We start from the raw sequence: 26,189 nt of genomic DNA, 5'->3' as shown, positions 1-26,189 counted from the left end.
ACGCGCGCCCACGCCCGGTCGGCACCATGATGCCGCCATGACGCAACCGCGCACCATGGGTGTCGAGGAAGAGTTCCTGCTGATCGGACCGGACGGGTCGCCGGTGGCGAAGGCGCAGGAGGCGCTCGAGGCCTCGGGGCACGCCGACGGCGACGGGGGGACGGGAGCGCTCGAACCGGAGTTCATGGAGGAGCAGCTCGAGACGGCGACGCGCCCGCGGGCGTCGCTGGAGGATCTTGCCGCCGAGATCCGTGCCGGACGGGCGCGCGCCCAGGACGCGGCCGACCGGGTCGACGCCCGGGTGGTCGCCCTGGCGACCTCTCCGGTGCCCTTCACCGGGACGACGGTGTCGAAGCTGCGCTATCTGCAGGCGCGCCACACGTTCGGCATGACGGCGCGCGAGCAGCTCACCAGCGGCTGCCACGTGCACGTCGCGGTGGCGGACGAGGTCGAGGGCGTCGCGGTGCTGGACCGGATCGGGCCGTGGCTGGCCACGCTGCTCGCGGTCAGCACCAACTCGCCGTACTGGCAGGGAGAGGACTCGGACTACGCGAGCTTCCGGTCCCAGGTGTGGGCGCGGTGGCCGACGGCAGGCCCGACGCGCCGGTTCGGCACGCCGGAGGCCTACCACGCAGCCGTCGACGCGATCGTGGCCACGGACACCGTGCTGGACCGCGGCATGGTGCACTTCGACGCACGGTTGTCGCCCCGCTATCCCACCGTCGAGCTGCGTGTCGCCGACGTCTGCCTGCACCCGGACACCGCCACCTTGCTGGCCGCGCTGGGGCGAGGGCTCGTCGAGACGGCCGCACGGGAGGCGGCCGACGACGCCCCCGTCACCGAGACCTACCCGGAGCTGCTGCGCACGGCGGCCTGGCGGGCCGGCCGGTCCGGTCTGGGCGGTGACCTCGTGTCCCCGATCACCTGGCGGCCTGCGCCGGCGCACGACGTCGTCGGCCAGCTGGTGAGCCACGTGCGTGAGGCGTTGGTGGACTCCGGCGACCTCGACACGGTCACGGACCTGCTGGGCCGGCTGTGGTCCACCGGCGGGGGAAGCGCGCAGCAGCGGGCCTGGTTCGCCGAGTCCAGCGGCGACCTGCACCGGGTGGCCGAACGTGCCGTCGAGGTCACCCACTCGTGAGCCGGGCAGCGGCGCCCACGACGCGCCCCGTTGCCGGCGTCGCGGACCGGGTCGACGACGGCCGTCCGACGGCGACGTGGTCGGCCCGTTGAGGACGCCACCGGGGACCTCCTCGCGGAAGTGGAGGGTGATGACGATCTCGGGCCGGTGGCGGCGGATCGCGTGGACGATCGCGGCCCGCAGCAGCAGGCCGTACTCGATCACGCCGTCGGGGAACCCGAGGGACTCGACGTCCTCGACGCCGAGGACGCGGGCCGAGTCGGTCTGCTCGTCCCCCCGGGCCCGAGCGCGAGGTGGGGCTGTGACGTTGCAGCCGTACCGTCGGACCACCACATCGGCGGTGAACGAGGTCAGGCGTCAGACTCCTCAGAACCCTCGACCACCCAGGCAGTCGCGATGACGACGTTGTCGGCGAGGAGCGTGACCGCGTCACGCGCGTCCAGGTGCGGGGTGGAGAAGGACAGCTCGACGACGCCGCGGTCGCCGGGGGCTGCGAGCCAGTAGTCGAGCACGAGCACTTCAAGGTCCTGCCCACCGACCTCGGCGGCCCCGCGGGTCACGTGGGCGTGCCTGAGGAACGACCCCGCGGCCGTCGCGGACCCCACCAGCGTGTCGCGCTCCCCCATGGACTTCCGGATCCTGTCCGCGATGCCCAACAGGTGCGGTCGGCCGCCGATCTGGGGCCCGAGATCGTGCCAGTAGAGCGCCAGACTCAGAGCTAGAGCCGCATCGTCCGTGCGCTGCAGCAGGAACGCCAGGAGCCGGCCGCCCCCCGACGACGCCTGGGCACCCGTACGCTCCAACCACTCGCGCATCTCTCGACGCAACCCGGCCCCTCGGTCGCCGAGCACCGTCGTTTGCTTCTTCACGAGCCGGCGGATCTGCTGCCGGCGACGCCCGGCGTCGTCGAGCTCGAGTACGGCCCACTGTCGCGGAAGGTTGAGATCGAAGCCCACTGCCCTCGCACCACCGATCGCGTCGGTATCGTCCGGCCCCAGCTCCGGCAGCGGGACAACGATGTCGGCGCCCTCGTCGGGTGCATCGGTCGGAGCGTCGCCGCTCAGCGCCCCGGCAACCCAGGCGGCGTCGTCGTCACCCGGCTGCGGGGCCAGTGCCAGGAGCACGTCCTCGGGAGTGGCCGACACCGGGTGCGGGCCGGCAGGGTCGAATACCACCCGCTCGATCACCTCGGCGTGCTGGTCGAGGAACGGGACCAGGGTGTCCCCCCGGCGCAGGGCGAACTCCCGATCCGGCGCCTGCGGGGTGAGGAACGCCGCGAGGGTCTGCGCGGACGAGAACAAGCACAGCAGGTACGGCCGCGCCGCACCCTCCGGCGCCGCGAACACCCGGTTCTGCGTCTCGCCGTCGCTGGGCCGCAGGATCGGCACGACCACGAAGTCGTGCCGCAGTGCCTGCCCGATCGCCGGAACGTCCTGCGCCTCCAGCGCCGCCGCCAGCGGTTCGGATCCCACCTCCGGCAGTGCGGCCACGGGGATGGCGTCGCGGTCCTGACTGCTCGTGTCGTCGGTCATGCCACGATCATCCTTTGCGTGCCGGCCCCGTCATCCCGAGGGTGCCTCAGGAAGGATACGCACGTCGAGGTGACCGGCGATGACGTCCGCTGCCTCCGAATCCCCTCGGGATCGCCGGTCCAGAGCCCGTTGTCCCACGTTCGGGTCGACCTCCCACAGGACCTCCGCGTAGAGCCCCTCGACGCTCTCGAACCCACGGAACATGACGAACCACCGGTGAGGAGCCGCGACCGTCGCAAAGACCGGCATCCCGCCTTTCGTCTCGCCCGAGCGGACCTCCAGGACACCGGCGTCGGGGTGCACCAGGAACCACCGTCCGTACAGCTCCACCCCACCCACCGGGGTGTCGGCGCCGGCGCGCGGGCGCCGCCTGAAGAGGCTCATCGGGCCACGAACGGCGCGTCGAGCACCACGTCGACGGCACCATTCTCCAAGGGGCCGGGGATGAGGAACTCGGGCGCCCCGCCAGGGTTGCCGTCCAGCGGGAGACCGTGCCTCACACCCGCCACCTTGCTGCTGTCCACGAGCTCCCCGACGACGATGTTGTCCGCCGCGTTGTAGGCCCCGCTCTCGAGGCCCGTCGGCAGGCCCATGGTCGACCGCGGGTTCTCGAGCGTCCACGGGCTGGTCGGGGTCCACGATGCACCGTCGGCCTTGGCCGCCCATCCCGAGTACGACGGGTTCCGACCGTAGAGGCGGTAGACGACTTGACCGTCCACGGCACCGTCGACATTGCCGCGCAGTGCACCGGCCCACAGCCTCGTCGACTCCCACACGGCACGGGGATCGTTCCGGAGTATGCGCGCCGCGTGCGACGTGCGGAACGCCGTCACGCCCGCTCGTGCCGCCCTGATCATGTGGGGGTTGGTGCCGGCCTCGCGGAGCAGCACCCGCGTCGTCACGACCTTCCCGATCGCCCTGGCCGCACCGCCTAGCCCGATGCATGACAGCGCAGCACCCGCGATGGAGATGATCGACTCGGTCCAAGACCGATCGCCGGTGGCAGCCAGCGCGATGTTTCCGATCGCGTTCACCATCGCGGCGACCGCCGCGACGATCAGCAGCACACCGGCCAGTGCCTGCCCGATGACGGGGATCCACGCCACTGCCAGCGCGAGCACGCCCGCGATGGTCGAGACCCAGCCGGCGATGTCGGTGATGGCGGCGAACAGGTCGGCGCCCCAGTCGTCCCACCAGCCGTCCTTGAGCCCGTCGTGCTGCGTGATGTTCTCGATGTCGCCGAAGGCCCGCTCGGCGGCGCGGTCGCGCATCTCGACGGCACCGTCGATCTCGGATCGAGCAGCCGAGACGGCACCGTTCCACGCCGCGGCGTCGACCCCGAACTGCTCGGCCAACCCCTCCCACTGAGATCGCTCGGCAGCGTCCCGCGCTCCGTCCGCGAGGTCGATGTAGTAGCGCTGTCGCCCGGTCGCGTCCTCGGCCTCCGCCGCCGCGGACCGCGCCCGCTCCAGCGAGGCCGCCGAGTCGTCCTGCGCGACCCGCAGCACCTCGGCGTAGTCCACCAGCGCCTGCCCCGTAGCCGCGTACCGCTTGTGCGCCTTCTGGATGTCCTCGATGGTCTCTTCCTTGCGCTCCATCAACGCGTCGAGCGCCGCGGAGACCATGCCGCCCGTCTCGAGCTGTCCCATCCGCCGCGCGGCCCGGTCGATCGAGTCCGCCACCTCGAGATAGTCGTTCCCACCGGCGAGCACCATCACGGCGTCGCCGGGCACCGGGTCGCTCGGCAGCCCGACCGGGCTCCAGTCCGCAGGCCTGCTCACGCGTCGCCCTCTTCGAGCGCGCGCGCCAGCTCCGAGTCGGCGTCCGTGAACGTGGTCGCCACCGTTGTAGCGACCTCCGCCAGCGAGTTCAGGTTCTCGGTCATCTTCGCCCGCTTGTCGTCCCAGTTGTGCGCGAAGGAGCGCACAGCGTCGGCCAGGCCGTCGTGGCCCACCGACTGCGCGATGCCGTCGCTGCGGGTGTTCGCATTCTCGAACTCGTCCGCTACGGCCGACAACGACTCACCCAGCTCCGTCACTGCAGCGACGTCCATCCGCAGGTCACTCATACCACTCCTCAGGGTTCCCGGCCGAGTGCAGCGTACCCAGCCGTCGGCGCCTCGGCGACGGACAGCGCTCCCTGGCCTTCAGCCCCGACGCGCATGGTCGGGCGAGGCGGCCAAAGTATCGGCCCGGGTCGGTGTCCGCCGCCTCAGTCCTGAGCGAGCGCCGCGAGCGCGTCGCGGACCGTGTCCTCGGCACGCAGGCGCTGCGCGGTGACGATCTGGTCGCGGCTGGCGTGGTCGAGGAACTCGACGGGCAGTCCGCGGTGCACGAACGGCGTGCGCACGCCCTGCTCGCCGGCGCGCTGGGCCAGCATCGCGCCCACCCCGCCGTCGACGACGCCGTCCTCGACCGTGACCACCAGGTCGTGCTCCCCGACCATCTTGACCAGTGCCTCCGGGACGGGCAGGACCCAGGTCGGGGACACCACGTCGACCTCGAGCCCGTGGGCGGCCAGGGACTCGCCGGCCGCGAGCGCCGCACCGGCCATCGACCCGACGCCGACCACGAGCACCCGCCGCCCGGACGGCGCGCCGGAGCCCGGGACGTGCCGGGCCAGGACGTCGAGCCCGTCGAGCTCCTCGACGGCGTCGATCGCCTCGCCCAGCGCCCCCTTGGGATAGCGCACCACCGTCGGGGCGTCGTCGACGTCGACGGCGGCCCGCAGCGCCCCGCGCAGGGTCGCCTCGTCGCGCGGCGCCGCCAGGCGCAGCCCGGGCACGATCCGCAGCATCGCCATGTCCCACATGCCGTTGTGGCTCGCGCCGTCGTCGCCGGTGATGCCGGCACGGTCGAGCACGAACGTCACCCCGGCCTTGTGCAGCGCGACGTCCATGAGGACCTGGTCGAAGGCCCGGTTGAGGAAGGTGGCGTAGACGGCCACGACGGGGTGCAGGCCGGCGAACGCCATGCCGGCCGCGGAGGTGGCGGCGTGCTGCTCGGCGATGCCGACGTCGAAGGTGCGCTCGGGGAACTCGCGCGCGAACGGCGCCAGGCCGACGGGGTGCAGCATGGCCGCGGTGATCGCCACGACGTCGCTCCGGCGGCGGCCGATCTCGACGATCTCGTCCGCGAAGACCTGGGTCCACCCGAACCGCGACGGCGCCACGGGCAGGCCGGTCTCGGGGTGGATCTTGCCGACGGCGTGGAAGCGGTCGGCGACGTCCTCCTCGGCCGGGGTGTAGCCGCGCCCCTTCTCGGTCATGACGTGCACGATGACCGGCCCGCCGAACGCCCGGGCCCGCCGCAGCGCGGCCTCGGTGGCCGCGACGTCGTGCCCGTCCACCGGCCCGATGTACTTCAGCCCGAGGTCCTCGAACATGCCCTGGGGCGCGACGACGTCCTTGAGACCCTTCTTGAGCCCGTGCAGCCAGTCGTAGGCGAAGCGCCCGGGCGCGCCGGTGCGGTGCAGGGCGCGCTTGCCCCAGCCGAGGAACGCCTCGTACCCGCGGGTGACCCGCAGGGTGTCCAGGTGGTTGGCGACGCCACCGATCGTCGGTGAGTAGGACCGACCGTTGTCGTTGACCACGATGACGAGCCGGCGGTCGGCGTCGGCGGCGATGTTGTTGATCGCCTCCCACGCCATGCCCCCGGTGAGCGCACCGTCGCCGATCACCGCGACCACGTGCCGGTCGTCCCGGCCGCTGACGGTGTTGGCCTTGGCGACGCCGTCGGCCCAGGACAGTGCGGTCGAGGCGTGCGAGTTCTCCACGACGTCGTGCTCGGACTCGGCGCGGCTCGGGTACCCGGACAGGCCGCCCCGCTTGCGCAGGGCCGAGAAGTCCTGGCGTCCCGTGAGCAGCTTGTGGACGTAGGACTGGTGGCCGGTGTCGAAGACGAACGTGTCCCGGGGCGAGACGAACGCCCGGTGCATCGCGATCGTCAGCTCGACCACACCGAGGTTCGGACCGAGGTGGCCGCCGGTGCGCGAGACGTTCTCCACCAGGAAGTCCCGGATCTCCCCCGCCAGCCGCACGGTCTGGGCCGGGCTGAGCCGGCGCACGTCCTCGGGCGAGGAGATCGTGCTCAGCAGACCCATGGGTTCCTCCTGCACATCATCGGACCACTCTATGCGGTGATCGCGACCCCGCCGTCCCGACGCCACGGGGTAGATTCGGGGGGTGCGTTTTCTCTCCGGACAGCAGCCCACGACCGACCTCACCTACGGCGACGTCTTCATGGTGCCCTCCCGCTCCGACGTCACCAGCAGGTTCGACGTCGACCTGTCCTCCGACGACGGCACGGGCACCACGGTCCCGATCGTCGTGGCCAACATGACGGCCGTGTCGGGGCGCCGCATGGCCGAGACGGTCGCACGGCGGGGCGGCATCGCGATCCTTCCGCAGGACGTGCCGGTCGACGTCGTGGCGGACGTGGTCGCGGACGTGAAGTCCAAGGACCCGGTGATCGAGTCGGTGGTCACGGTGGTGCCGACCGAGACGGTGGCGACCGTCCTGACCCTGCTCGGCAAGCGGTCGCACGGCGCGGCCGTGGTGGTCGACGACGGCCGCCCGGTCGGGGTGGTCACCGAGTCCGACTGCCTGGCCGTGGACCGGTTCGCCCGGGTCGGGACGCTCGTGGGGGACGACCTGGTGACCCTGGACGCCGCCCAGGTGGAGGCCGACGGTCTCGAGGCGACGTTCGAGCGCCTGCACGCCCAGAAGGTGCGGCTCGCCCCGGTGGTGCGCGACGGCGTGCTGGTCGGTGTGCTGACCCGCAAGGGCGCCGTGCGGTCCACGGTCTACTCCCCCGCCCTGGACACGTCGGGTCGCCTGCGGGTCGGTGCCGCCGTCGGGATCAACGGCGACGTCGCGGCCAAGACCCGCGAGGTGCTGGCCGCGGGCGTCGACGTGCTCGTCGTGGACACCGCGCACGGCCACCAGGACAAGATGATCGCCGCGCTGCGGGCCGTGCGCTCCGTGGACCCGCAGGTGCCGGTCGTGGCCGGGAACGTCGTGACGGCCGACGGCGTGCGCGACCTGGTCGCGGCCGGGGCCGACATCCTCAAGGTGGGCGTGGGCCCGGGCGCGATGTGCACCACGCGCATGCAGACCGCCGTCGGGCGCCCCCAGTTCTCGGCCGTGCTGGAGTGCGCCGCCGCGGCCCGCGAGCTCGGCAAGCACGTGTGGGCCGACGGCGGTGTCCGCCACCCCCGCGACGTCGCGCTCGCGCTGGCCGCGGGCGCCTCCCAGGTGATGATCGGCTCGTGGTTCGCCGGGACGTACGAGTCGCCGGGCGACCTGCACGAGGACGGGTCCGGGCGCCAGTACAAGGACTCCTTCGGCATGGCCTCGGCCCGGGCCGTGGCGGCCCGCACGGCCGGGACCGGCTCGGCGTTCGACCGGGCCCGCAAGGCGCTCTACGAGGAGGGCATCTCGACGGGCAAGATGTACCTCGACCCGGCCCGCCCGGGCGTGGAGGACCTGCTCGACGAGATCACGTCGGGCCTGCGGTCGAGCTGCACCTACGCCGGCGCCCGCACGCTGGGCGAGTTCGCCGAGCGCGCGCTGGTCGGCGTGCAGTCCGCGGCGGGATACGCCGAGGGCATGCCGCTGGCCACCTCCTGGTGACCACCCGCACCCGCCGACGCCGTGCTCGGCGCTAGCCTGCGGTGATGACCGAGACCTCGGCTCGCGACCAGCTCGCCGCGCTGGCCGCCGACGGCTCCTTCGCGGGTCCGTGGCGGCACGCCCGCGGCGAGATCGACCTCTCGGCCGCCCGGCCTGCCGCCGTGCTCGTGCTGTTCGGCGTGCTGGACGCCTTGGCAGCCGATCACGACGCCCAGGCCCGGGCGGTGCACCGCGACCTCGACGTGCTGCTCCTGGCCCGCGCGGCCACGTTGCGCTCCCACGCGGGGCAGGTGGCGTTCCCCGGCGGTCGGGTCGAGCCCGACGAGGGACTCGTCGCCGCGGCGCTGCGCGAGGCCACCGAGGAGACCGGCGTGGACACCGCGGGCGTGGAGGTGCTCGGCACGCTGGACGCGCTGCCGATGCCCGTGAGCAACCACCTCGTCACGCCCGTGCTGGGCTGGTGGGCGCGGCAGTCCCCCGTCGGCGTGGTGGACCCGGCCGAGTCGGCGCACGTCTTCCGGGCCCCCGTGGCCGACCTCCTCGACCCGGCGAGCCGCGTCACCACGGTGCTGCGTCGTGGTCGACAGGTCTGGCGCGGGCCCGCCTTCGAGGTGGACGACGGCGGCACGCAGCACCTGGTGTGGGGTTTCACCGCGGGCATCCTCGACGCGATGTTCGACCACCTGGGCTGGACCGAGCCGTGGGACCACTCCCGCGAGCGGGAGCTGTGATGGCACCCGCGGAGATCGACGTCGACGTCGCGCTCGTGCGCGCGCTCCTGGCCGAGCAGCACCCGGACCTCGCCGACCTGCCGGTGGAGATCGTCGCCCACGGCTGGGACAACGTCATGGCCCGCCTCGGTGCCGACCTGGCCGTGCGGGTCCCCCGACGGGCGCTGGCGGCGCCGCTGATCGAGCACGAGCAGCAGTGGCTGCCGGTCCTGGCCCCTCGGCTGCAGGTCCCGGTGCCGGTGCCCGTCCGGGTGGGCGTCCCGAGCCGGGCGCTCGGCTACCCGTGGGGCTGGTCGGTGGTGCCGTGGATCGCGGGGCTGCGCGGCTCGGACGTGCCGGTGGACCGCCGTCGTCCGCTCGCCGAGCCGCTGGCCGACCTCTACCGCACCCTGCACCTCCCCACTCCGCGCGACGCCCCGGCGAACCCGGTGCGCGGCGTCCCGCTCGCCACGCGGGACGGCGCGGTCCGCGACCGGGTGGCCTCCGGCGTCGTCCCCGGGCCCGAGCGGGTCCTGGCGGTGTGGTCGCAGGCCGCGGCCGCCGCACCGTGGGCGGGACCGGCCCTGTGGATCCACGGCGACCCGCACCCGGGCAACCTGGTCCTGGCCGAGGACGACTCGTTGCGGGCCGTCGTCGACTTCGGTGACCTGACCGCGGGCGACCCGGCCACCGACCTCGCGACCGCGTGGCTGACGTTCGACGCGCCGGGCCGCAGGCGGTTCCGCGAGCGCCTGGGAGACCTCTACCCCGCCGACGACCCCGTCTGGCTCCGTGCCCGCGGGTGGGCGCTGTCGATGGCGACGTCGATGCTGACCTCCGGCCCGGAGCACGCCTGGGTGCACGCGATGGGTGCGGAGGCCCTGGACCGGGTGCTCGACGACTCCTGACGCGACACACTGACCCCATGAGCCGGTCGGTGGTCCCCCAGGACGTGCGTGACGTCGTCGCCGCCGTCGACCCTCCCGGGCGGCGCCGTGACGCCGGCACGCTGCTGGACCTCATGATGCGCGTCACCGGTGAGCCCCCGGTGCTGCACGGGACCATCGTCGGCTTCGGGCAGTACCACGACGAGTACGCCTCGGGCCGTTCCGGGGACGCCCCCGCGGCGGGGTTCGCGCCGCGCCGGGCGAGCTCGGTGGTCTACCTCATGGACGGGATCGACGCGCACGCGGCCGAGGTGGAGCGGCTCGGGCCGCACCGGCGCGGGGTCGGCTGCCTGTACCTGACGAACCTGGAGAAGGTCGACCTCGACGTCCTGGAGCGGATCGTGGCCGACGCGTACCGGACGCTGACGGCCGGCACCTACGGCTCGCGGGCCCGCGACGGGCAGGCCTGACCGCTGCTTCTTGCCATCCCGGGGACCACCGAGGTTTAATACCTCGTAGATCGAGGGATAGAGGAGCTATGCACATCGACAAGGACCTGGTCGCGGCGTCCGCAACCCCGCTCGTCCTCGGCATCCTGGCCGACGGGGACTCCTACGGGTACGCGATCGCCAAGCAGGTGGCCGAGCTGTCCGCCGGGCACCTCGAGTGGACCGACGGCATGCTTTACCCGCTGCTGCACCGCCTGGAGCGCAACGGCCTGGTGGAGGCGTCGTGGGACCGCGCCGGGTCCGGCCGGCGCCGCAAGCACTACGCGATCACGCCGGCCGGGCGCGCCGCCCTGACCGAGCGCCAGGAGCAGTGGGCCGTGGTGACAGCGGCGCTGGGGCGCGCCTGGCAGTCGGTCGCCGACGCCGCGCCGCGGCCGGTCCTCGGCGGACCCCACCCGGCAGGCGGGCCCGCGTGATGACCGAGGACGCCACCCCGCTGGAGGTCCAGGTCGACCGGTGGCGGGACTACGTGCGCCGCCACCGCGCGATCGCGCCGGCGGACGTCGACGAGATGACCGACCACCTGCGCGAGCGCATCGACGACCTGCGCGCTACCGGGCTGGACGACGAGGAGGCCTTCCTGGTCGCGGTCAAGCGGATGGGACGCCTCGACGCCGTCTCCCGGGAGTTCGCCCGGGAGCACTCCGAACGACTCTGGAAGCAGCTCGTGCTGCCACCCGGCGGGGACGCCACCACCGCTCGACCCGGCTGGCGCGAGCTCGGGATCGTGCTGGCGCTCGGCCTCGGGGCGGGCCTGACCGTGCGCCTCGGTGTGGCGACGCTCAGCGAGGACGCCCTGCTGCGCAACGTCGTGCTCCTGGTCGCGCCCTACCTGCTGGCCTACTTCGTCTGGAAACGCCGGCCGCCGGTCGCCCTGGTGACCGCGCTGGCCGGGATCCTCGCAGCGCTCGCCGCCGTGGTGAACCTCTACCCGTTCACGCCGGGTGGCTCCACCGAGCTGCTCGCCGCCGTGCACGCCCCGGTCGTGGTGTGGGCCGCCGTCGGGGTGGCCTACGCCGGCGGGCGCTGGCGCTCGGCCGACCGCCGGATGGACTTCGTGCGCTTCACCGGGGAGCTGGCGATCTACGTCGTGTTGCTGGCGCTCGGCGGGGGCGTGCTGCTCGGCCTGACCGCCGGGCTGCTGAACCTGGTCGACGTCGACCTCGAACCGGCGATGGGACAGTGGATCCTGCCGTTCTGCGTCCCCGGTGCCGTGCTCGTCGCCGCCTGGCTCGTCGAGGCCAAGCAGGAGGTCGTGGAGAACATCGCCCCGGTCCTGACCCGCGTGTTCACGCCCCTGACCACCGTCACGCTCGCGGTGTCGTTCGTGGTGCTGGCCGCCGCCGGCGGGCTGGCGGACGTCGACCGCGAGCTGCTGATCCTGCTGGACGCGGTGCTGATCCTCGTGCTGGCCCTGCTGCTCTACTCGATCTCCGCCCGCGACCCGTTGGCGCGGCCCGGGGTGTTCGACGGGCTGCAGCTCGCGCTGGTCGTGGCGGCGCTGGCGGTCGACGCGCTCGCCCTGACGGCCATGCTGACTCGGATCGCGGAGTTCGGCGCGAGCCCCAACAAGGTCGCGGCCCTCGGCCTGAACCTCCTGCTGCTGGTCCACCTGGTCCGCACCGGCTGGCTGCTGCTGCAGTTCTGCCGCCGACGCCGCGGGTTCGGCGCGCTCGAGCGGTGGCAGACCCGTTACCTGCCGGTCTACGCGCTCTGGGCCGCGGTGGTCGTGGTGGCGTTCGGCCCGGTCTTCGCCTTCGCCTGAACCGACGGCGCGCGCGTGGCGGCGCGGGCGTGGCGGTCAGGCGAGCCGGGACGGGTCGGCGCCCCGGGCGACGAGCACCGCGCGCACGGCCGCGAGCGCCCGCCCGTAGGCGCCGTCGTCCCCGAGCAGCACCGACCGGTCGTTCGCGGCGCCCAGGAGCGCGCCGACCTCGAACACGACCTGCGGGGCGTCGGTGTCCGGGGCGAGCTCACCCTGTCCCACCGCCACCTGCACGTGATGGCCGAGGTAGGCGTCCCACTCGCGACGTACCGCGACGACGGCGTCCCGGACCGGCCCCGGTCGCGAACCCTCCTCGGCCTCGGCGGCACGGAAGAAGCAGCCGCCGGCAAAGGTGCGCGAGCGCGAGTACGCGTTCCAGCGCGCCACCAGCGCCCACACCCGGGCCAGCCCCGGGGCCGCGGTCCGCGCGGGGGCGACGACGTCGTCCAGGAACACCTCGCGGGCGCGGGCCACGGTGGCCAGCTGGAGCTGTTCCTTGGCCCCGAACAGGCCGGCGATCGCGCTCTTTCCGGCCCCGGTCCCGGCCGAGAGGGAGCCGAAGGTCAGCCCCTCCAGGCCGTGCGTGGACGCCACCTGGACGGCGTGGTCCAGCACCGCCTGCCGGCTGCGCTGCCCGCGCAGCCGTCGCCCGTCCGACGGCGGGCCCTCGTCCCGCGGCGGGGCGTCGAGAGGGTGCGTCTCAGCTGTCATGAGATAACTATACGCTCGTTCGTACAGTGATATCGTCGAGGAACACGCCGATCCTCGGAGGAACATCGTGGTCCCCACCGCCGTCCGCACCACCTTCCGGACCCTGTCCGCCGCCGCACCCCCGCTCGCCGTCGGGCTCGGAGCGCGCACGTTCACCCGCGTCGGACCGCCCGCGCGGGTCCGCAGCATCGACGCCGAGACCCACGGTGCCGCCCGGTGCGCCACGGTCGAGGTCGACGGGGACAGCGTCGTCACGTCCTCGTGGGGCGCCGCGCCGCAGAGCGGCGCGCCCGCCGTGCTCCTGGTGCACGGCTGGCAGCTGCGAGCCTCCCGGTTCGGGTTCCTCGTCCGTGCGCTCGTCGAGGCCGGATGGCGGGTCGAGTCCTACGACGCACCCGCCCACGGCGACAGCACCGGCGACCGGCTCACCGTGCTCGAGCACATGGCGGCCATGCGCGCCGTCGAGGCCGCCCACGGCCCCTTCACCGCCGTCGTCGGGCACTCCCTGGGCGCGTTCTCCGCCGCCACGGCCCTGCACGACGGGTTCGCCGCCGACCGGTTCGTCTCGCTGGCGGCGCCCACCGGGTTCGACTCCGTCGTCGCCTCGTTCATGCGGCTCGCCGGGATCTCCCCGAGGCTGCACGACCGGCTCTGCGACCGGATCGCCCGGACCGGCTTCCCCGACGAGACCGACCTGCGCGACCGGTTCGACCTGTGCCGGCACCCGGTGCCGGCCCGGGTCTCGACCCTGTTCGTCCAGGACCTCGACGACACCATGCACAGTGCCGACGAGGCCCGCGCCCTGCATGCCGCCCACCCGGGCAGCGAGCTCCTGATCACCTCGGGCCTGGGCCACAACCGCATCATGGACGACGAGACCGTGGTCAAGACCGTCGTCGACCACCTGGGCCCCGCCCGATCCTGACCCGGCACCGCTGTGGGTGCACGACGCGCCGCCGACCCGATCGTCTGATCGGCGCGTCGTGCACCCACAGCGGGGTGGTGCTCAGTCGACGAGCGAGCGGAGCACGTACTGCAGGATGCCGCCGTTGCGGTAGTAGTCGGCCTCACCCGGGGTGTCGATGCGCACCACGGCGTCGAACTCGACGGTGGAGCCGTCGTCCTTGGTGGCCGTGACCGCGACCGTCTCCGGCACGGAGCCGTCGTTGAGGGCCGTGACGCCGGAGATGTCGAACGTCTCCGTGCCGTCCAGACCCAGGGACTCGACCGACTCGCCGGCCGGGAACTGCAGCGGCAGCACACCCATGCCGATGAGGTTGGAGCGGTGGATCCGCTCGAACGACTCGGTGATGACGGCCTTGACGCCGAGCAGCGCGGTGCCCTTGGCGGCCCAGTCGCGCGAGGAGCCGGAGCCGTACTCCTTGCCGCCGAGCACGACCAGCGGGGTGCCCTGCGCCGCGTAGTCCTGCGCCGCGTCGTAGATGGTGTCCTGCTCGCCCTTGACGAAATTGTAGGTGAAGCCACCCTCGACGCCGTCCAGCAGCAGGTTCTTGAGCCGGATGTTGGCGAACGTGCCGCGGATCATGACCTCGTGGTTCCCTCGGCGCGAGCCGTAGGAGTTGAAGTCGCGGCGGCCCACACCGTGCTCGGCCAGGTACTTGCCCGCCGGGCTGTCCGGCTTGATCGCACCCGCCGGGGAGATGTGGTCGGTGGTGACCGAGTCGCCCAGCTTGGCGAGCACTCGGGCCCCCGCGATGTCCTCGACCGGAGCGGCCTCCGCGCCCATGCCCTCGAAGTACGGGGGCTTGCGCACGTACGTGGACTCGGTGTCCCAGGCGAACGTGTCGCCCTCGGGGGTGTCCAGCGCCCGCCAGCGGTCGTCACCGGCGAACACGTCGGCGTAGTCCGACTCGAACATCTTGCGGTCGATCGAGGACTCGATGGTCGCCTGGACCTCGTCCGGGGTCGGCCAGATGTCGGCCAGGAAGATCGGGTTGCCGTCCTCGTCACGGCCCAGCGGGTCGTGCTGGAAGTCGAACTCCATGGTGCCGGCCAGGGCGTAGGCGATGACCAGCGGCGGGGAGGCCAGGTAGTTCATCTTGACGTCCGGGTTGATCCGGCCCTCGAAGTTGCGGTTGCCGGAGAGCACCGAGACGACGGCGAGGTCGTTCTCCTGCACCGCCTCGGAGATCTTCTCGTCCAGCGGGCCGGAGTTGCCGATGCAGGTGGCGCAGCCGTAGCCGACCAGGTGGAAGCCGAGCTTCTCCAGGTACGGCCACATGCCGGCCTTCTCGTAGTAGTTCGTCACGACCTGCGAGCCGGGGGCCATCGACGTCTTGACCCACGGCTTGGACGTGAGGCCCTTCTCGACGGCGTTCTTGGCCAGCAGGGCCGCGGCGAGCATGACCGACGGGTTCGAGGTGTTGGTGCAGCTCGTGATCGAGGCGATCGCGACCGCGCCGTGGAAGAGCTCGAACTCCTTGCCCTCGGAGTCGGTCACCGGGACGGTGCGGCGCACCGCGGCGTGCGTCGACGGCGAGTCGGAGGCCGGGAAGGACTCCTTCTCGGCCTCGTCGACGGAGTCGATGACGTCCGAGGCGTAGTTCGGCAGGTCCCGGGCGAACGCCGACTTGGCCTGGGACAGCTCGATGCGGTCCTGCGGACGCTTCGGGCCGGCGATCGAGGGGACCACCGAGGACAGGTCGAGCTCGAGGTACTCCGAGAAGACCGGCTCGACGTAGTCCGAGGACTCGGGGTCGAGCCACAGGCCCTGCTCCTTGGCGTAGGCCTCGACGAGCGAAAGCTGGTCCTCGCTGCGGCCGGTCAGGCGCAGGTAGTCGAGCGTGACGCCGTCGATCGGGAAGATCGCGGCGGTCGAGCCGAACTCCGGGGACATGTTGCCGATGGTGGCGCGGTTGGCCAGCGGGACCTGACCGACGCCGGAGCCGTAGAACTCGACGAACTTGCCGACCACACCGTGCTGACGCAGCATCTGCGTGATCGTCAGCACGACGTCGGTCGCGGTCACGCCCGCCGGGATCTCACCGGTGAGCTTGAAGCCCACGACCCGCGGGATGAGCATCGAGACGGGCTGGCCGAGCATGGCCGCCTCGGCCTCGATGCCGCCGACGCCCCAGCCGAGCACTCCCAGCCCGTTGACCATGGTGGTGTGCGAGTCGGTGCCCACGCAGGTGTCCGGGTAGGCCCGCAGCACACCGTCGACCTCACGGGTCATGACGGTACGCGCCAGGTACTCGATGTTGACCTGGTGGACGATGCCGGTACCGGGCGGGACGACCTTGAAGTCGTCGAACGCCGTCTGGCCCCAGCGCAGGAACTGGTAGCGCTCGTGGTTGCGCTCGTACTCGATCTCGACGTTGCGCTCGAACGCGTCCGCGCGGCCGGCGACGTCGATCTGCACGGAGTGGTCGATGACCATCTCGGCCGGGGCGAGCGGGTTGATGCGGGTGGGGTCCCCGCCGAGCTCGGCGACGGCCTCACGCATCGTGGCCAGGTCCACGACGCAGGGCACGCCGGTGAAGTCCTGCATGATCACGCGCGCCGGCGTGAACTGGATCTCGGTGCTGGGCTGGGCGTCCGGGTCCCAGCCGGCCAGGGCGCGGACGTGGTCGGCGGTGATGTTCGCGCCGTCCTCGGTCCGCAGCAGGTTCTCGGCGAGGATCTTCAACGAGTACGGGAGGCGCTCCAGCCCCTCGACGGCCGACAGCCGGAAGATCTCGTACGAGCTCCCGGCGACCTCCAGGGTTCCCTTCGATCCGAACGTGTCCACGCTGCTCACTGCGGCTCCTTCATCGGGGGCTGTCCGGCGCGGGCACCGATCCTGCGTCTCGCAGCGGTTCCGTCGCCGATGTTTGCGGGGGCTCCGCCCAGCGTACGCAGTCGTCGCCGGGCTGTGCTCAGCATAACCCATATATCTTGACGTCAAGATACTTAGGCGTGCCTCACCCGGGAACGCCGCTCCGCCCCCGGCCGTTGAACCGCTGCCGCCCACGGAAGGTCAGCGCATGCCCGCACCCCTGCCCCCGCTCGGCGACCAGGCCGACCGCCTGGTCACGCTCGGCCTGGTGCCCGACGACGCCACGCTCGACGCGGCCGCCCTGCGGGACGCCGCGGCCGGCCTCGCCCGGACTGCACCTCCCGGCGCGCTGCTGGTCGTGCACCCGCGGCACCTGCCGCCGTCCGCCCTCGCACCCCACCTGCTCCGGACCGTGGCCACCCGGTCGGGCGACGTCGTGCGCCACGGGTTCGTGGTGGCGGACATGACCGACGTCGACGACTTCGCCCCGGCCGCCGTCGACGTCCCCGACGCCGACGTCTACGCGGTGGCGGTCCCCGACCGTGGCGACGACCTCGCCGGGTGGTCGCCCCAGGAGGCCGCGGCGGAGATCGCCGGGCGCGGACGAGCACCGCTCACCCTCGCCGAGGGGCTGCACTGGGTGCTGCAGGTGCCCGACGTGCTGGAGAGGAACCGCTGCTTCATGACGATCGGTTCCCGGCGTCGCTCCGCCGACGGTCGCTACGACGCCCGCACCCCCGCGATCTGGATCTCTGGCGGGACCGGACGGGACGGCGCACAGCGACGCGGAGCGGCCAAGGTCGGCTGGTGCTGGTGGCGCAACCGGCACTCCTGGCTGGGCTTCGCCTCGACGGATGGCAGGCTGGCACCATGACGAGCCCCGCCGCCGTCACCGAACGGCCCCTCGTGACCTTCCTGCCCAGCCCCTTCCTCGGCCCCTCGGTCTGGGAACCCGTGGCGCAGCGCCTGCGCACGCACGGATGGCAGACCCACGTCGCCGACACCTCCGGCACCACGCCCGCACAGGTCCTCGAGCGGTGCGACGCGTCGCTGCCCGACGACGCTCCCCTCGTGCTGGTGCCGCACTCGAACGCCGGCCTGTACGTGCCGGCGATCGCCGCCGTCGCCCCGCCGGCCGGGACCGTGTTCGTCGACGCCGCGCTCGCCCCGGCGTCGGGCACGGCGCCCGTGACGCCCCAGGCCGTGCGCGAGCACCTGCGCGGGCTCGCGGACGCCAACGGGTTCCTGCCACCGTGGCCCGCCTGGTGGCCGCGCGAGGAGGTCCGGGCGCTCGTGCCCGACGACGAGACGTACGACCGCCTCCTGGCGGAGGCGCCGCGGCTGCCTCTCGACTACGTCGAGGCCTCGGTCGAGGTCCCGGCCGGGTGGGAGCGCGGGCGGCTCGCCTACCTCGCGTTCGGGGAGACCTACGCCGCCGAGACACGGCGTGCGCGGGACGCCGGTTGGCCCACCGCGACGCTGCCCGGTGGGCACCTCCACCTGCTGATGGACCCGGACGCCGTCGCGGCCTCGCTCGCCGGTCTGCTCGCGCAGCTCTGAGCCCGGCCGGGCCGCGGACCGCCCGTTCAGCGCTCCAGGACGGCCACGGCCTCCACGTGGTGGGTGTGGGCGAACAGGTCGAACGCCCGCAGCGGGCCCAGCGTGTAGCCGTGCCCGGCCAGCAGCCCGACGTCGCGCGCCAGCGCCGCCGGGTCGCAGGCCACGTACACGACACGTCGCGGCGCCCGCGCGGCCACCGCGTCCACGACGGCACGGCCGGCCCCGGCGCGGGGCGGGTCCAGCACGACGACGTCCGCGGCACCCACGCCCTCGCCCGCGGCATCACCGTCGGCCAGCACGCGATCCACGGCTCCGAGGCGCAGCTCCACGTGACCGAGCCCGTGCACGTTGCGCCGGGCGTCCTTGACCGCCTGGGTGTCCCCCTCCACGGCCACGACCCGCCCGGAGGGGCCCACGGCCGCCGCCAGCGGCAGCGTGAACAGCCCCGCCCCCGAGTAGAGGTCCAGCACCGTCGCGCCGTCCACGTCCCCGACGGCGTCGAGCACCGCGCCGGCGAGCACGCCGGGAGCCTCGCGGTGCACCTGCCAGAACCCGTCGGCGGCCACCCGGTAGCGGTGCTCCACGCCCCGCACCGCGAGCGTCTCGGTCACCGCCCGGCGGGCGTTGGGCCGGGTGTCCGCCCGGCCCCGGCGCCACGGCGTGCCGTCGAGGAGCACGAGGGGGTCGGCGCCGCCGGCGGGCGCGACGAGCTCGAGCTGCCGGCCCGGACGCCAGCGACGCGTGAAGACACCTTCGGTCGCGGCGAGCGCCGCCACCTCCGGCGTCCCGAGAGGCATGGCGTCCAGCGGCACCACGTCGTGCGAGCGGAACCGTCGCATGCCGGCCCGCCCCTCGGCGTCGGTCACCAGGCCGACCCGGGTGCGGTAGCCGAGCCCACCCCGCTCGTCGTCCCCGGGCGCCGCCTCCACGACGACGTCCCGGGTCAGCCCCGCCAGTCGCTGGAGCTGCTCGGCGAGCACGTCGGCCTTCCACCGGCGCTGGGCCGGCAGCGCGACGTGGGAGAGCTCACCGCCGCCGACTCCCCCGGGACCGGCGGCCGGCCAGGCCGGCGTGACCCGATCGGGTGAGGCCGCGAGGACCTCGACGGCGTCCGCACGCCAGTAGCGCGCGCCGCCCTCGGTGACCCGGGCGCGGACCCGTTCACCCGGCAGCGTGTGCCGCACGAACACCACGCGCCCCTCGTGCCGCGCGACGCAGTGGCCGCCGTGGGCCACGGGTCCGACGTCGAGCTCCAGCTCGAGGCCGACCTCCGGGTCCTGGTGGCGGGTACGGGGACGCGGGGCGGAGCGGCGGGGACGGGGCACGCGACCATTGTCCCCCGCCGGGGAACCCGTCAGCGCCCGGCGCGGTCGGGGCCGAGACCGTCGCCGTCGAGCCCCGTCTGCCCGGCCGACGACGACAGCTGCCACGGCACCGAGGCCACGACGACCCCGGGCGTGAAGAGCAGGCGGCCCTTGAGGCGCAGCGCCGACTGGTTGTGCAGCAGGTGCTCCCACCAGTGGCCCACCACGTACTCGGGGATGTAGACCACGACGAGGTCACGCGGCGAGTCCCGCCGCAGCGACCGCACGTACTGGAGCACCGGCCGGGTGATCTCGCGGAACGGCGAGTCGAGCACCCGCAGGGTCACCGGCAGGTCCAGCTCCTCCCACCGCGCCCGCAGGTCGGCGATCTCGTCGGGATCGACCCCGACGGTGACGGCCTCCAGGGTGGACGGCCGCGACGCCCGCGCGTACGCCAGCGCACGCATCGTCGGCTTGTGCACCCGGGAGACGAGGACGACGGCGCGCACCCGGCTGGGCAGCGCCCGCGCACCGGACATGTCCCCGAGCGCCAGCTCCTCGCGCACGCGCTGGTAGTGCTGGTGGATCCCGCGCATCAGGACGAAGAGCAGGCCCATCGCGACCAGAGTGATCCAGGCACCGTGGGTGAACTTGGTGACCAGCACGATCACGAGCACGGCGGCCGTCAGCACGAAGCCCAGCCCGTTCAGCGTCCGGGACCACTTCATGCGGGTGCGCTCGCGAGGGTTCGGCTCCTTGCGCAGCGCTCGCGTCCAGTGCCGCAGCATGCCGAGCTGGGACAGCGTGAACGAGACGAACACGCCGACGATGTAGAGCTGGATCAGCGCGGTGACCTCGGCGTCGAAGACCACCACCAGCACGATCGCGGCCACCGCGAGGGTCACGATCCCGTTCGAGAACGCCATCCGGTCGCCCCGGGTGTGCAGCTGCCGTGGCAGATAGCCGTCCTTGGCCAGCATCGACCCGAGCACCGGGAACCCGTGGAACGCCGTGTTGGCCGCGAGCAGCAGCACCAGGGCGGTGGCGACCATGAGGACCGCGGCGATCACGCCGGCACCGCCGAACACCGTCTCGGCGAGCTGCGCGAGCACCGGGTGCTGCTGGTAGTCCTCCGCGAGCGGGACGCCTCCGCTCGTGAGCTGGGTCGTCGGGTCCTCGACGAACTTGACCCCCGTCGCCCGCGCGAGGAACAGGATCGTCAGGAGCACGGCGGCGGAGATGGCGCCGAGCAGGGCGAGCGTGTTGGCCGCGTTGCGCCGCCGTGGCTTGCGGAACGACGGCACCGCGCTCGTGATGGACTCCACGCCGGTGAGTGCGACGGCACCCGAGGCGAAGGCGCGTGCCACGAGGAACGCCCCGGCGACGCCCACGAGTCCCTGCTCGAACCCGGCGGCCGGCACGATCTCCAGCTCGGCGCTGGCCGCCTGGGGCAGCGTGCCGCTCAGGTACCGGACCGCTCCGACCACGGCGAGGGCCCCCAGGCCTCCCATGAAGCAGTAGATGACCACCACGAACACCCACGCGGACTCCCGCACGCCCCGCAGGTTCACCAACGTCACAGCGACGACCAGCACCACCGCGACGACCGACTCATGACCCCGGGTGAACGGCAGCAGCACGGCCAGGTACTGGGCTCCCGCGGACAGCGAGACCGCGACCGTGAGCACGTAGTCGAGCAGGAGCGCCGAGGCGACGCCGATGCCCGCCGTCGGCCCGAGGTTGGTGGTGGCGACCTCGTAGTCGCCGCCGCCGGAGGGGTAGGCCCGGACGATCTGCCGGTAGGAGGCCACCACGACGAGCAGCACGACGACGACGGCGAGCCCGACCCACGGCGAGATCGTCGTGGCCGTGACGCCCGCGAGCGCGAGCATCAGCAGGATCTCGTCCGGTGCGTACGCCATCGACGACAGCGCGTCCGAGGCGAAGACCGGCAGCGCCGCCCGCTTGGGCAGCGGAGCCTTCTTGGAGCTCTCGCTGCGCAGGGGGCGCCCTACCAGCAGCCGCTTGGCGGCGTCCGCGATGTCCGACACGGAGACTCATGCTATGCCCATGACCCACGCGTCGCGGGGCGGCGGGGCGGATCGGCACCGGCCCGCCGCTGGGTATAGCGTTTCGTGCTGTGCACTTCGTGATCATGGGATGCGGGCGCGTGGGCTCGACCCTCGCCCAGCGGATCGAGGCCAACGGCCACTCGGTCGCCGTCATCGACCAGAACCCCGACGCCTTCCGCCGGCTGCCCCCGGACTTCTCCGGCCACCAGGTCACCGGCGTCGGGTTCGATCGCGACACGCTCGCCCAGGCCGGGATCGACGACACCTACGGGTTCGCCGCGGTCTCCGACGGCGACAACTCGAACGTCCTCGCGGCACGGGTCGCGCGCGAGAACTACGGCGTGGAGCACGTCGTGGCCAGGATCTACGACCCGCACCGGGCCGAGGTCTACCAGCGGCTCGGCATCCCGACCGTCGCGACCGTGCGGTGGACGGCCGACCAGGTGCTCCGACGCATGCTGCCGCTGGGCGCGACCGACGAGTACCGCGACCCCTCGGGCGCCGTCCGGCTGGCCGAGGTGGACTACCACCACGGCTGGCTCGGCCTCTCCGTGCGCCGGATCGAGGCGACGACGGGCTCCCGCGTGGCGTTCCTGACGCGCTACGCCGAGGGCATCCTCGTCGGGCCCGACACGCTGCTGCAGGAGAACGACGTCCTGCACGTGCTCATGACCGCCGACGACGCGCCCCGTGTCGAGCGGCTGCTCACCCACGCCCCCGGGCCCGAGGAGGAGCGGGACTGATGCGCGTCGTCATCGCCGGGGCCGGGTCCGTCGGTCGGTCCATCGCCTCCGAGCTCCTGGCCAACGACCACGAGGTGGTCCTGGTCGACAAGAACCCCTCGGCCATGCGGGTCGCCCAGGTGCCGGAGGCGGACTGGCTGCTCGCCGACGCCTGCGAGACCTCCTCGCTCGACGGCGCGGACGTGGCCTCGGCCGACGTCGTGGTGGGCGCCACCGGTGACGACAAGGTCAACCTGGTGTTCTCGCTGCTGGCCAAGACGGAGTTCGCCGTCCCCCGCACCGTGGCGCGGGTGAACAACCCCCGCAACGAGTGGATGTTCGACGACTCGTGGGGCGTGGACGTCGCCGTGTCGACGCCGCGGATCATGACCGCGATGGTCGAGGAGGCCGTCGCCGTCGGCGACCTGGTCCGGATCTTCACGTTCCACCAGTCGGGGGCGGACATCTTCGAGGTGACGCTGCCCGAGGAGTCGCCGCTGGTGGGACTGCGCATCACCGACGTGCGGTGGCCCACCGACATCGTCCTGGCGTGCGTCGTGCGCGGCACGCAGCCGTTCAGCCCCACCGGCGACGACGCGCTCGAGGCCGGGGACGAGCTGATGTTCGTCACGGGTCAGGAGGCCGACCAGTCGATGCTGCAGCAGCTCGTCGTCGACGGCCCCGAGCTCGGCTGACCCCCAGGACCCGCCCGCGGCGCAACCCGGACGGCCCGGTCACGACCGGGCCGGGCCCGCTCAGCGGGTCGTCGGCTCCCCGGCGGAGTCGCCGCGGTGGGCGCCCCGCACCACGACCCAGGTGAGCCAGAGCACGAGCCCCCACAGGGGCACGCCCAGCACGAGGTGCATGGTGCCCAGCCAGCCGACGTCCCCGTCGAGGTACAGCGGCACCTTCACGGCCAGCCGGACGGCGAAGAGCCCGACCCAGAACCAGCTCGCGATCGTGTAGCGACGCACCAGGTCGGCGTCGGACCGCCAGGCGGCGAGCGCCGCGAACGAGCTCGCTCCCGATTCCTGCCCGACACCCGCGCCGTCGGCGTCGTGGGTCGCGTCGCCGTCGTCGTCCGGGGTGCGCCGCGCACCGGACAGGTCGGAGAACCCGGCCCGGACCGCCTCCACGAACAGACCGACCAGGGGCCAGCGCACCGCGATCGAGACCAGGAAGGCCAGCAGGTAGGCAGCGTTGGTCCACAGCCCCACCGCGTAGAAGTCCTCGGCCTCGCCGGTCCGCCAGGCCCAGAAGACGCCGACGGCGATGCCGAGCACCCCGCCGAGCGCCTGCGTGACCGGGGTGCGCTGCACGAGCCGGGCGACCACGGCGAGCAGCGCCGCACCGCAGGAGGCCACCAGCGACCAGGTCAGGTCCTCGGTGACGACGAAGACGACGACGAAGACCAGGCCGGGCAGCACGGCCTCGACCACGCCGCGCACACCCCCGACCGCCGCGGCGAAGGAGAACGTGTCCCCGGTCAGGGCACGCACGCCGCGTCGCGCGCCGTCACCGGAGGAGTCCTGGTCCGGGTGCGTGGAGGGCGTGGAGCTCATTCGCCGGCCCGCGCGCGCAGCTCGTAGCGCGGGTTGTACATGGTGCGCCGGCCGTCGCGGTCGGTGACCATGCCCTCGACCCGCAGGCGGCGGCCGGGCTCGATGCCGGCGATCTCGCGGCGGCCGAGCCACACGACGTCGATCGAGTCCGACCCGTCGAAGAGCTCGGCCTCGACGGTGGGCACCGTCTGCCGCGGGTGCAGCACGACCGAGCGCAGGACACCGGACGCGCTGACCCGGCTCCGGGCGCGGACGTCGCACAGCGCCGTGCACCCGGAGACCGTGGACGCGGCGTACCGCTCCTCGTCCGCCGCGACGGCGTCCGTGGACGCCAGGGCGGAGCGGAACCGTGACTTGAGAGACATGGCGGTCAGCGGGTCTCGGTGATCTCCGGCCCGCGCGTGAGCGGGTCGAAGGAGGGCGTGTCGGGCGACGCGCCGGCCGGTTCGCCGTCGGTGGCGGCGCCCTCGGTGCGGGCCTGCTGGGGAAGCGTCAGGGCGAGCAGGTCGCGGGGCGGTCGCGGGCTGGAGTCCCGCACGACGACGACGTTGGCGAAGACGGACTCCAGCGGCTTGGCCGCCTCGGCGTCGACCGCCGCCCGTCCGGACAGGACCCCGCGCAGGAACCACCGCGGTCCGTCGAACCCGATGAACCGCGCCGGACGCACCGCGGGCTTGCCCTCGGAGGTCTTGGCGGGGATCCGGGCCAGCAGCTCACGGCCGAAGGTGCCCGGGACGTCGTCGACGGTGCCGCCCTGCTTGGTCAGCGACGCGGCGATCTCTCCGCGCACCTCGTCCCAGATGCCCTCGGACTTGGGGGCGGCGAAGGCCTGCAGCTGCAGCACCGAGCCCTTGAGGGAGGCCGCGACACCCGTCACCTTCTGCGACTTCTTGTCGACCTCCATCCGCAGCTGCAGGCCGGGCAGCACGGGCAGCCAGACGGCACCCAGGTCCACGCGCGGGCCCATGACGTCGACCTGCGTGGAGTCGAACGGACCTCGTTCGCGCGGCGCCGCCGGCTCGTCGGTCCTTGCCGACCCGACCGCGTCCGCCGAGCTCGCGGAGGCCGTCTCCGCGGCTGCGGGCTCGGTCGCCTTCGTCGACGCCTTGCGCCGGAACAGACCCACCAGGGATCTCCTTGTCTCGTCGATCGGCACGGCGCTCCGCCGTCCCGCCTTCCAGGGTAGACCGGTCCGCGCAGCGGTCCGGACCTGCGCAGGTCAGGCCTGCGTCACCCCGCCGCTGGAGCCGAACCCGCCCCCGCCCCGGTGCGATCCGGGGAGCGTGCGAGCGGTCAGGAAGCGGGCCCGCTCGACGCGCTGGACGACCAGCTGGGCGATCCGGTCCCCACGACGCAGGTGCACCGTGTGCTCCGGGTCCGTGTTGGCCAGCACCACCTTGATCTCGCCGCGGTACCCCGCGTCCACGGTGCCGGGGGCGTTGACCACGGTGACACCGTGCTTCGCCGCCAGGCCGGAGCGCGGGTGCACGAATGCGGCGTAGCCCTCCGGCAGCGCGATCGCGATGCCCGTGGGGACCACGGCCCGCTGCAGCGGGCCGAGCTCGACGTCCTGCGTGGTGGTCAGGTCCGCCCCGGCGTCACCGGGATGGGCGTACGACGGCGGTGCGACGCCGTCGTCCAGCAGGGTGACGAGCACGTCGAGCGTGCTGGGGTCGGTGGCCGGCAGGGTCGTCTCGTCAGGCACGCGGGCAGCCTATCCGACCTCGGGGACCTGCGATCATGGACCCATGAACGACGCGCCCGCCCGTCCGGGGGACCTGCCCCGACCCGCCGCGACGCCCCTCTTCCGCGAACGCCTGCTGCCGGGACCCGGCGCCTGGGTGGCAGCCCTGGGACTGGGGGTGCTCGTCGCGATCGTGCTGCTCCCGCTGGTCCCCCTCGCGGCGCCGGGGGCCGGCGTCCTCGTCGCGGCCGGCACGGTCCTGCTGCTCGTGGTCACGGCCCCCGTGGTCGAGGTCCGCGCCGGCGAGCTGCGCGCGGGGCCCGCCCGGGTTCCCGTCGACGTCCTCGGACCGGTGACGCCGATCTGCAGCGCGGAGGAGATGCGGGCGGCCCTGGGGCCGGATCTCGACGCCCGCGCGTACGTCTGCCTGCGCAGCTGGGCGCGCACCGGTCTGCGGGCCGAGCTGCGCGACCCCGCCGACCCGACGCCGTACTGGCTCGTGTCGACCCGGCGACCCGACGACCTGGCGGCGGCGCTCGGCGAGGCCGGGGCGTCGCGCTGACCGGGGCCGCGACGGCGGCAGGGACGACGAAGGCCGTCACGTCGCGGACGTGACGGCC

The 26,189-nt window shown here is 73.3% G+C and carries 26 protein-coding genes and 1 pseudogene; 13 read left to right on the top strand and 14 right to left on the bottom strand.

Going from position 1 to position 26,189, the window contains the following annotated elements:
• The first annotated feature begins 37 nt into the window (after positions 1-37).
• Complete coding sequence (locus tag ACIQLL_RS07495; protein ID WP_402464995.1) at positions 38-1,141, top strand: carboxylate-amine ligase; 1,104 nt, start codon at positions 38-40, stop codon at positions 1,139-1,141.
• Positions 1,142-1,267: 126 nt separating this feature from the next.
• Here the strand turns inward: ACIQLL_RS07495 and ACIQLL_RS07490 are convergent.
• The 6 genes and pseudogenes from ACIQLL_RS07490 to dxs all read right to left on the bottom strand — a co-directional run.
• Positions 1,268-1,471, bottom strand: a pseudogene (locus ACIQLL_RS07490) (PIG-L deacetylase family protein); the annotation flags it as partial.
• 20 nt (positions 1,472-1,491) lie between these two features.
• Positions 1,492-2,673, bottom strand: coding sequence for a hypothetical protein (locus ACIQLL_RS07485; RefSeq protein ID WP_402464992.1), 1,182 nt, complete (start codon positions 2,671-2,673; stop codon positions 1,492-1,494).
• Between the two features lie 30 nt (positions 2,674-2,703).
• Positions 2,704-3,003, bottom strand: coding sequence for a hypothetical protein (locus ACIQLL_RS07480; protein ID WP_402464989.1), 300 nt, complete (start codon positions 3,001-3,003; stop codon positions 2,704-2,706).
• Positions 3,004-3,053: 50 nt separating this feature from the next.
• Entirely contained in the window at positions 3,054-4,454 is a 1,401-nt protein-coding gene (locus tag ACIQLL_RS07475) for a hypothetical protein (protein WP_402464986.1), read from the bottom strand.
• On the bottom strand, positions 4,451-4,741 hold the full coding sequence (locus tag ACIQLL_RS07470) for a hypothetical protein (protein ID WP_402464984.1): 291 nt from the start codon (positions 4,739-4,741) through the stop codon (positions 4,451-4,453). The genes ACIQLL_RS07475 and ACIQLL_RS07470 overlap by 4 nt, the downstream gene beginning before the upstream one ends.
• Positions 4,742-4,884: 143 nt before the next feature.
• Positions 4,885-6,774, bottom strand: a complete 1,890-nt coding sequence (gene dxs / locus ACIQLL_RS07465; RefSeq protein ID WP_402464981.1) for a 1-deoxy-D-xylulose-5-phosphate synthase — start codon at positions 6,772-6,774, stop codon at positions 4,885-4,887.
• Positions 6,775-6,856: 82 nt separating this feature from the next.
• Between dxs and guaB1 the strand changes: the two genes are divergently transcribed.
• From guaB1 to ACIQLL_RS07435, 6 genes are all read left to right on the top strand, one after another.
• Positions 6,857-8,305: a GMP reductase gene (gene guaB1, locus ACIQLL_RS07460; protein WP_402464978.1), complete on the top strand. Its 1,449-nt coding sequence runs from the start codon at positions 6,857-6,859 to the stop codon at positions 8,303-8,305.
• A gap of 44 nt (positions 8,306-8,349) precedes the next feature.
• Positions 8,350-9,036 carry an NUDIX hydrolase gene (locus ACIQLL_RS07455; protein ID WP_402464976.1) on the top strand — a complete coding sequence of 229 codons (687 nt, stop codon included), beginning with the start codon at positions 8,350-8,352 and terminating at the stop codon, positions 9,034-9,036.
• Entirely contained in the window at positions 9,036-9,923 is an 888-nt protein-coding gene (locus tag ACIQLL_RS07450; protein ID WP_402464973.1) for an aminoglycoside phosphotransferase family protein, read from the top strand. Before ACIQLL_RS07455 ends, ACIQLL_RS07450 begins: the two co-directional genes overlap by 1 nt.
• Before the next feature lie 17 nt (positions 9,924-9,940).
• On the top strand, positions 9,941-10,372 hold the full coding sequence (locus ACIQLL_RS07445; RefSeq protein ID WP_402464971.1) for a DUF1801 domain-containing protein: 432 nt from the start codon (positions 9,941-9,943) through the stop codon (positions 10,370-10,372).
• 68 nt (positions 10,373-10,440) lie between these two features.
• Positions 10,441-10,827 carry a PadR family transcriptional regulator gene (locus tag ACIQLL_RS07440; RefSeq protein ID WP_402464968.1) on the top strand — a complete coding sequence of 129 codons (387 nt, stop codon included), beginning with the start codon at positions 10,441-10,443 and terminating at the stop codon, positions 10,825-10,827.
• On the top strand, positions 10,827-12,176 hold the full coding sequence (locus tag ACIQLL_RS07435) for a permease prefix domain 1-containing protein (protein WP_402466253.1): 1,350 nt from the start codon (positions 10,827-10,829) through the stop codon (positions 12,174-12,176). The genes ACIQLL_RS07440 and ACIQLL_RS07435 overlap by 1 nt, the downstream gene beginning before the upstream one ends.
• 36 nt (positions 12,177-12,212) lie before the next feature.
• Here the strand turns inward: ACIQLL_RS07435 and ACIQLL_RS07430 are convergent, their stop codons facing one another.
• Entirely contained in the window at positions 12,213-12,887 is a 675-nt protein-coding gene (locus ACIQLL_RS07430; RefSeq protein WP_402464965.1) for a TetR family transcriptional regulator C-terminal domain-containing protein, read from the bottom strand.
• 67 nt (positions 12,888-12,954) lie between these two features.
• On the opposite strand from ACIQLL_RS07430, the gene ACIQLL_RS07425 reads away from it, so the two are divergent.
• Complete coding sequence (locus tag ACIQLL_RS07425; protein WP_402464962.1) at positions 12,955-13,812, top strand: alpha/beta hydrolase; 858 nt, start codon at positions 12,955-12,957, stop codon at positions 13,810-13,812.
• Between the two features lie 81 nt (positions 13,813-13,893).
• Here ACIQLL_RS07425 and acnA read toward each other — a convergent pair whose 3' ends face one another.
• The gene (acnA, locus tag ACIQLL_RS07420) at positions 13,894-16,647 is read right to left on the bottom strand and encodes an aconitate hydratase AcnA (RefSeq protein WP_402464960.1); all 2,754 of its coding nucleotides are present in this window, start codon (positions 16,645-16,647) and stop codon (positions 13,894-13,896) included.
• Between the two features lie 226 nt (positions 16,648-16,873).
• On the opposite strand from acnA, the gene ACIQLL_RS07415 reads away from it, so the two are divergent.
• Both ACIQLL_RS07415 and ACIQLL_RS07410 read left to right on the top strand, forming a co-directional pair.
• The gene (locus tag ACIQLL_RS07415; RefSeq protein WP_402464957.1) at positions 16,874-17,539 is read left to right on the top strand and encodes a DUF5701 family protein; all 666 of its coding nucleotides are present in this window, start codon (positions 16,874-16,876) and stop codon (positions 17,537-17,539) included.
• Positions 17,536-18,225, top strand: a complete 690-nt coding sequence (locus tag ACIQLL_RS07410; RefSeq protein WP_402464955.1) for a hypothetical protein — start codon at positions 17,536-17,538, stop codon at positions 18,223-18,225. Before ACIQLL_RS07415 ends, ACIQLL_RS07410 begins: the two co-directional genes overlap by 4 nt.
• A 26-nt stretch (positions 18,226-18,251) precedes the next feature.
• Here ACIQLL_RS07410 and ACIQLL_RS07405 read toward each other — a convergent pair whose 3' ends face one another.
• Together ACIQLL_RS07405 and ACIQLL_RS07400 are read right to left on the bottom strand one after the other, a co-directional pair.
• A complete protein-coding gene (locus tag ACIQLL_RS07405) occupies positions 18,252-19,550 on the bottom strand; it encodes a class I SAM-dependent RNA methyltransferase (RefSeq protein ID WP_402464952.1) in 1,299 nt (432 codons plus the stop codon).
• Between the two features lie 29 nt (positions 19,551-19,579).
• Positions 19,580-21,580, bottom strand: coding sequence for an APC family permease (locus ACIQLL_RS07400; protein ID WP_402464949.1), 2,001 nt, complete (start codon positions 21,578-21,580; stop codon positions 19,580-19,582).
• 104 nt (positions 21,581-21,684) lie between these two features.
• Here ACIQLL_RS07400 and ACIQLL_RS07395 point away from each other — a divergent pair, with 104 nt between their 5' ends.
• Together ACIQLL_RS07395 and ACIQLL_RS07390 are read left to right on the top strand one after the other, a co-directional pair.
• Complete coding sequence (locus ACIQLL_RS07395) at positions 21,685-22,344, top strand: potassium channel family protein (RefSeq protein WP_402466251.1); 660 nt, start codon at positions 21,685-21,687, stop codon at positions 22,342-22,344.
• Complete coding sequence (locus tag ACIQLL_RS07390) at positions 22,344-23,018, top strand: potassium channel family protein (protein WP_402464947.1); 675 nt, start codon at positions 22,344-22,346, stop codon at positions 23,016-23,018. The genes ACIQLL_RS07395 and ACIQLL_RS07390 overlap by 1 nt, the downstream gene beginning before the upstream one ends.
• Positions 23,019-23,078: 60 nt before the next feature.
• Here the strand turns inward: ACIQLL_RS07390 and ACIQLL_RS07385 are convergent, their stop codons facing one another.
• The 4 genes from ACIQLL_RS07385 to dut all read right to left on the bottom strand — a co-directional run bounded on the left by ACIQLL_RS07385 (position 23,079) and on the right by dut (position 25,590).
• Positions 23,079-23,885 carry a DUF3159 domain-containing protein gene (locus ACIQLL_RS07385; protein WP_402464945.1) on the bottom strand — a complete coding sequence of 269 codons (807 nt, stop codon included), beginning with the start codon at positions 23,883-23,885 and terminating at the stop codon, positions 23,079-23,081.
• A complete protein-coding gene (locus ACIQLL_RS07380; protein WP_402464942.1) occupies positions 23,882-24,250 on the bottom strand; it encodes an OB-fold nucleic acid binding domain-containing protein in 369 nt (122 codons plus the stop codon). Before ACIQLL_RS07380 ends, ACIQLL_RS07385 begins: the two co-directional genes overlap by 4 nt.
• Before the next feature lie 5 nt (positions 24,251-24,255).
• Positions 24,256-25,011 carry a DUF3710 domain-containing protein gene (locus ACIQLL_RS07375; RefSeq protein ID WP_402464939.1) on the bottom strand — a complete coding sequence of 252 codons (756 nt, stop codon included), beginning with the start codon at positions 25,009-25,011 and terminating at the stop codon, positions 24,256-24,258.
• A 93-nt stretch (positions 25,012-25,104) separates the two neighbouring features.
• A complete protein-coding gene (gene dut / locus ACIQLL_RS07370; protein ID WP_402464936.1) occupies positions 25,105-25,590 on the bottom strand; it encodes a dUTP diphosphatase in 486 nt (161 codons plus the stop codon).
• A gap of 43 nt (positions 25,591-25,633) precedes the next feature.
• Between dut and ACIQLL_RS07365 the strand changes: the two genes are divergently transcribed.
• Entirely contained in the window at positions 25,634-26,131 is a 498-nt protein-coding gene (locus tag ACIQLL_RS07365) for a DUF3093 domain-containing protein (protein ID WP_402464933.1), read from the top strand.
• The last annotated feature ends 58 nt before the right edge of the window (positions 26,132-26,189 follow it).

It is taken from the genome of Isoptericola aurantiacus (assembly GCF_044769875.1).
Lineage (GTDB): Bacteria > Actinomycetota > Actinomycetes > Actinomycetales > Cellulomonadaceae > Isoptericola > Isoptericola aurantiacus.
Note: the sequence above shows the minus strand (reverse complement) of the source record. Positions and strands in the feature narration are given on the sequence as shown.

What these genes read in the sequence shown, in the direction of transcription:
- ACIQLL_RS07450 (WP_402464973.1), top strand. Translation starts at nt 9,036, where the DNA reads ATGGCACCCGCGGAGATCGACGTCGACGTCGCGCTCGTGCGCGCGCTC.
- ACIQLL_RS07390 (WP_402464947.1), top strand. Translation starts at nt 22,344, where the DNA reads ATGCGCGTCGTCATCGCCGGGGCCGGGTCCGTCGGTCGGTCCATCGCC.
- ACIQLL_RS07380 (WP_402464942.1), bottom strand. Translation starts at nt 24,250, where the DNA reads ATGTCTCTCAAGTCACGGTTCCGCTCCGCCCTGGCGTCCACGGACGCC.
- ACIQLL_RS07410 (WP_402464955.1), top strand. Translation starts at nt 17,536, where the DNA reads ATGACGAGCCCCGCCGCCGTCACCGAACGGCCCCTCGTGACCTTCCTG.
- ACIQLL_RS07385 (WP_402464945.1), bottom strand. Translation starts at nt 23,885, where the DNA reads ATGAGCTCCACGCCCTCCACGCACCCGGACCAGGACTCCTCCGGTGAC.
- ACIQLL_RS07455 (WP_402464976.1), top strand. Translation starts at nt 8,350, where the DNA reads ATGACCGAGACCTCGGCTCGCGACCAGCTCGCCGCGCTGGCCGCCGAC.
- ACIQLL_RS07365 (WP_402464933.1), top strand. Translation starts at nt 25,634, where the DNA reads ATGAACGACGCGCCCGCCCGTCCGGGGGACCTGCCCCGACCCGCCGCG.
- ACIQLL_RS07395 (WP_402466251.1), top strand. Translation starts at nt 21,685, where the DNA reads ATGGGATGCGGGCGCGTGGGCTCGACCCTCGCCCAGCGGATCGAGGCC.
- ACIQLL_RS07440 (WP_402464968.1), top strand. Translation starts at nt 10,441, where the DNA reads ATGCACATCGACAAGGACCTGGTCGCGGCGTCCGCAACCCCGCTCGTC.
- ACIQLL_RS07435 (WP_402466253.1), top strand. Translation starts at nt 10,827, where the DNA reads ATGACCGAGGACGCCACCCCGCTGGAGGTCCAGGTCGACCGGTGGCGG.
- ACIQLL_RS07445 (WP_402464971.1), top strand. Translation starts at nt 9,941, where the DNA reads ATGAGCCGGTCGGTGGTCCCCCAGGACGTGCGTGACGTCGTCGCCGCC.
- ACIQLL_RS07485 (WP_402464992.1), bottom strand. Translation starts at nt 2,673, where the DNA reads ATGACCGACGACACGAGCAGTCAGGACCGCGACGCCATCCCCGTGGCC.
- ACIQLL_RS07415 (WP_402464957.1), top strand. Translation starts at nt 16,874, where the DNA reads ATGCCCGCACCCCTGCCCCCGCTCGGCGACCAGGCCGACCGCCTGGTC.
- dxs (WP_402464981.1), bottom strand. Translation starts at nt 6,774, where the DNA reads ATGGGTCTGCTGAGCACGATCTCCTCGCCCGAGGACGTGCGCCGGCTC.
- ACIQLL_RS07495 (WP_402464995.1), top strand. Translation starts at nt 38, where the DNA reads ATGACGCAACCGCGCACCATGGGTGTCGAGGAAGAGTTCCTGCTGATC.
- ACIQLL_RS07430 (WP_402464965.1), bottom strand. Translation starts at nt 12,887, where the DNA reads ATGACAGCTGAGACGCACCCTCTCGACGCCCCGCCGCGGGACGAGGGC.
- ACIQLL_RS07470 (WP_402464984.1), bottom strand. Translation starts at nt 4,741, where the DNA reads ATGAGTGACCTGCGGATGGACGTCGCTGCAGTGACGGAGCTGGGTGAG.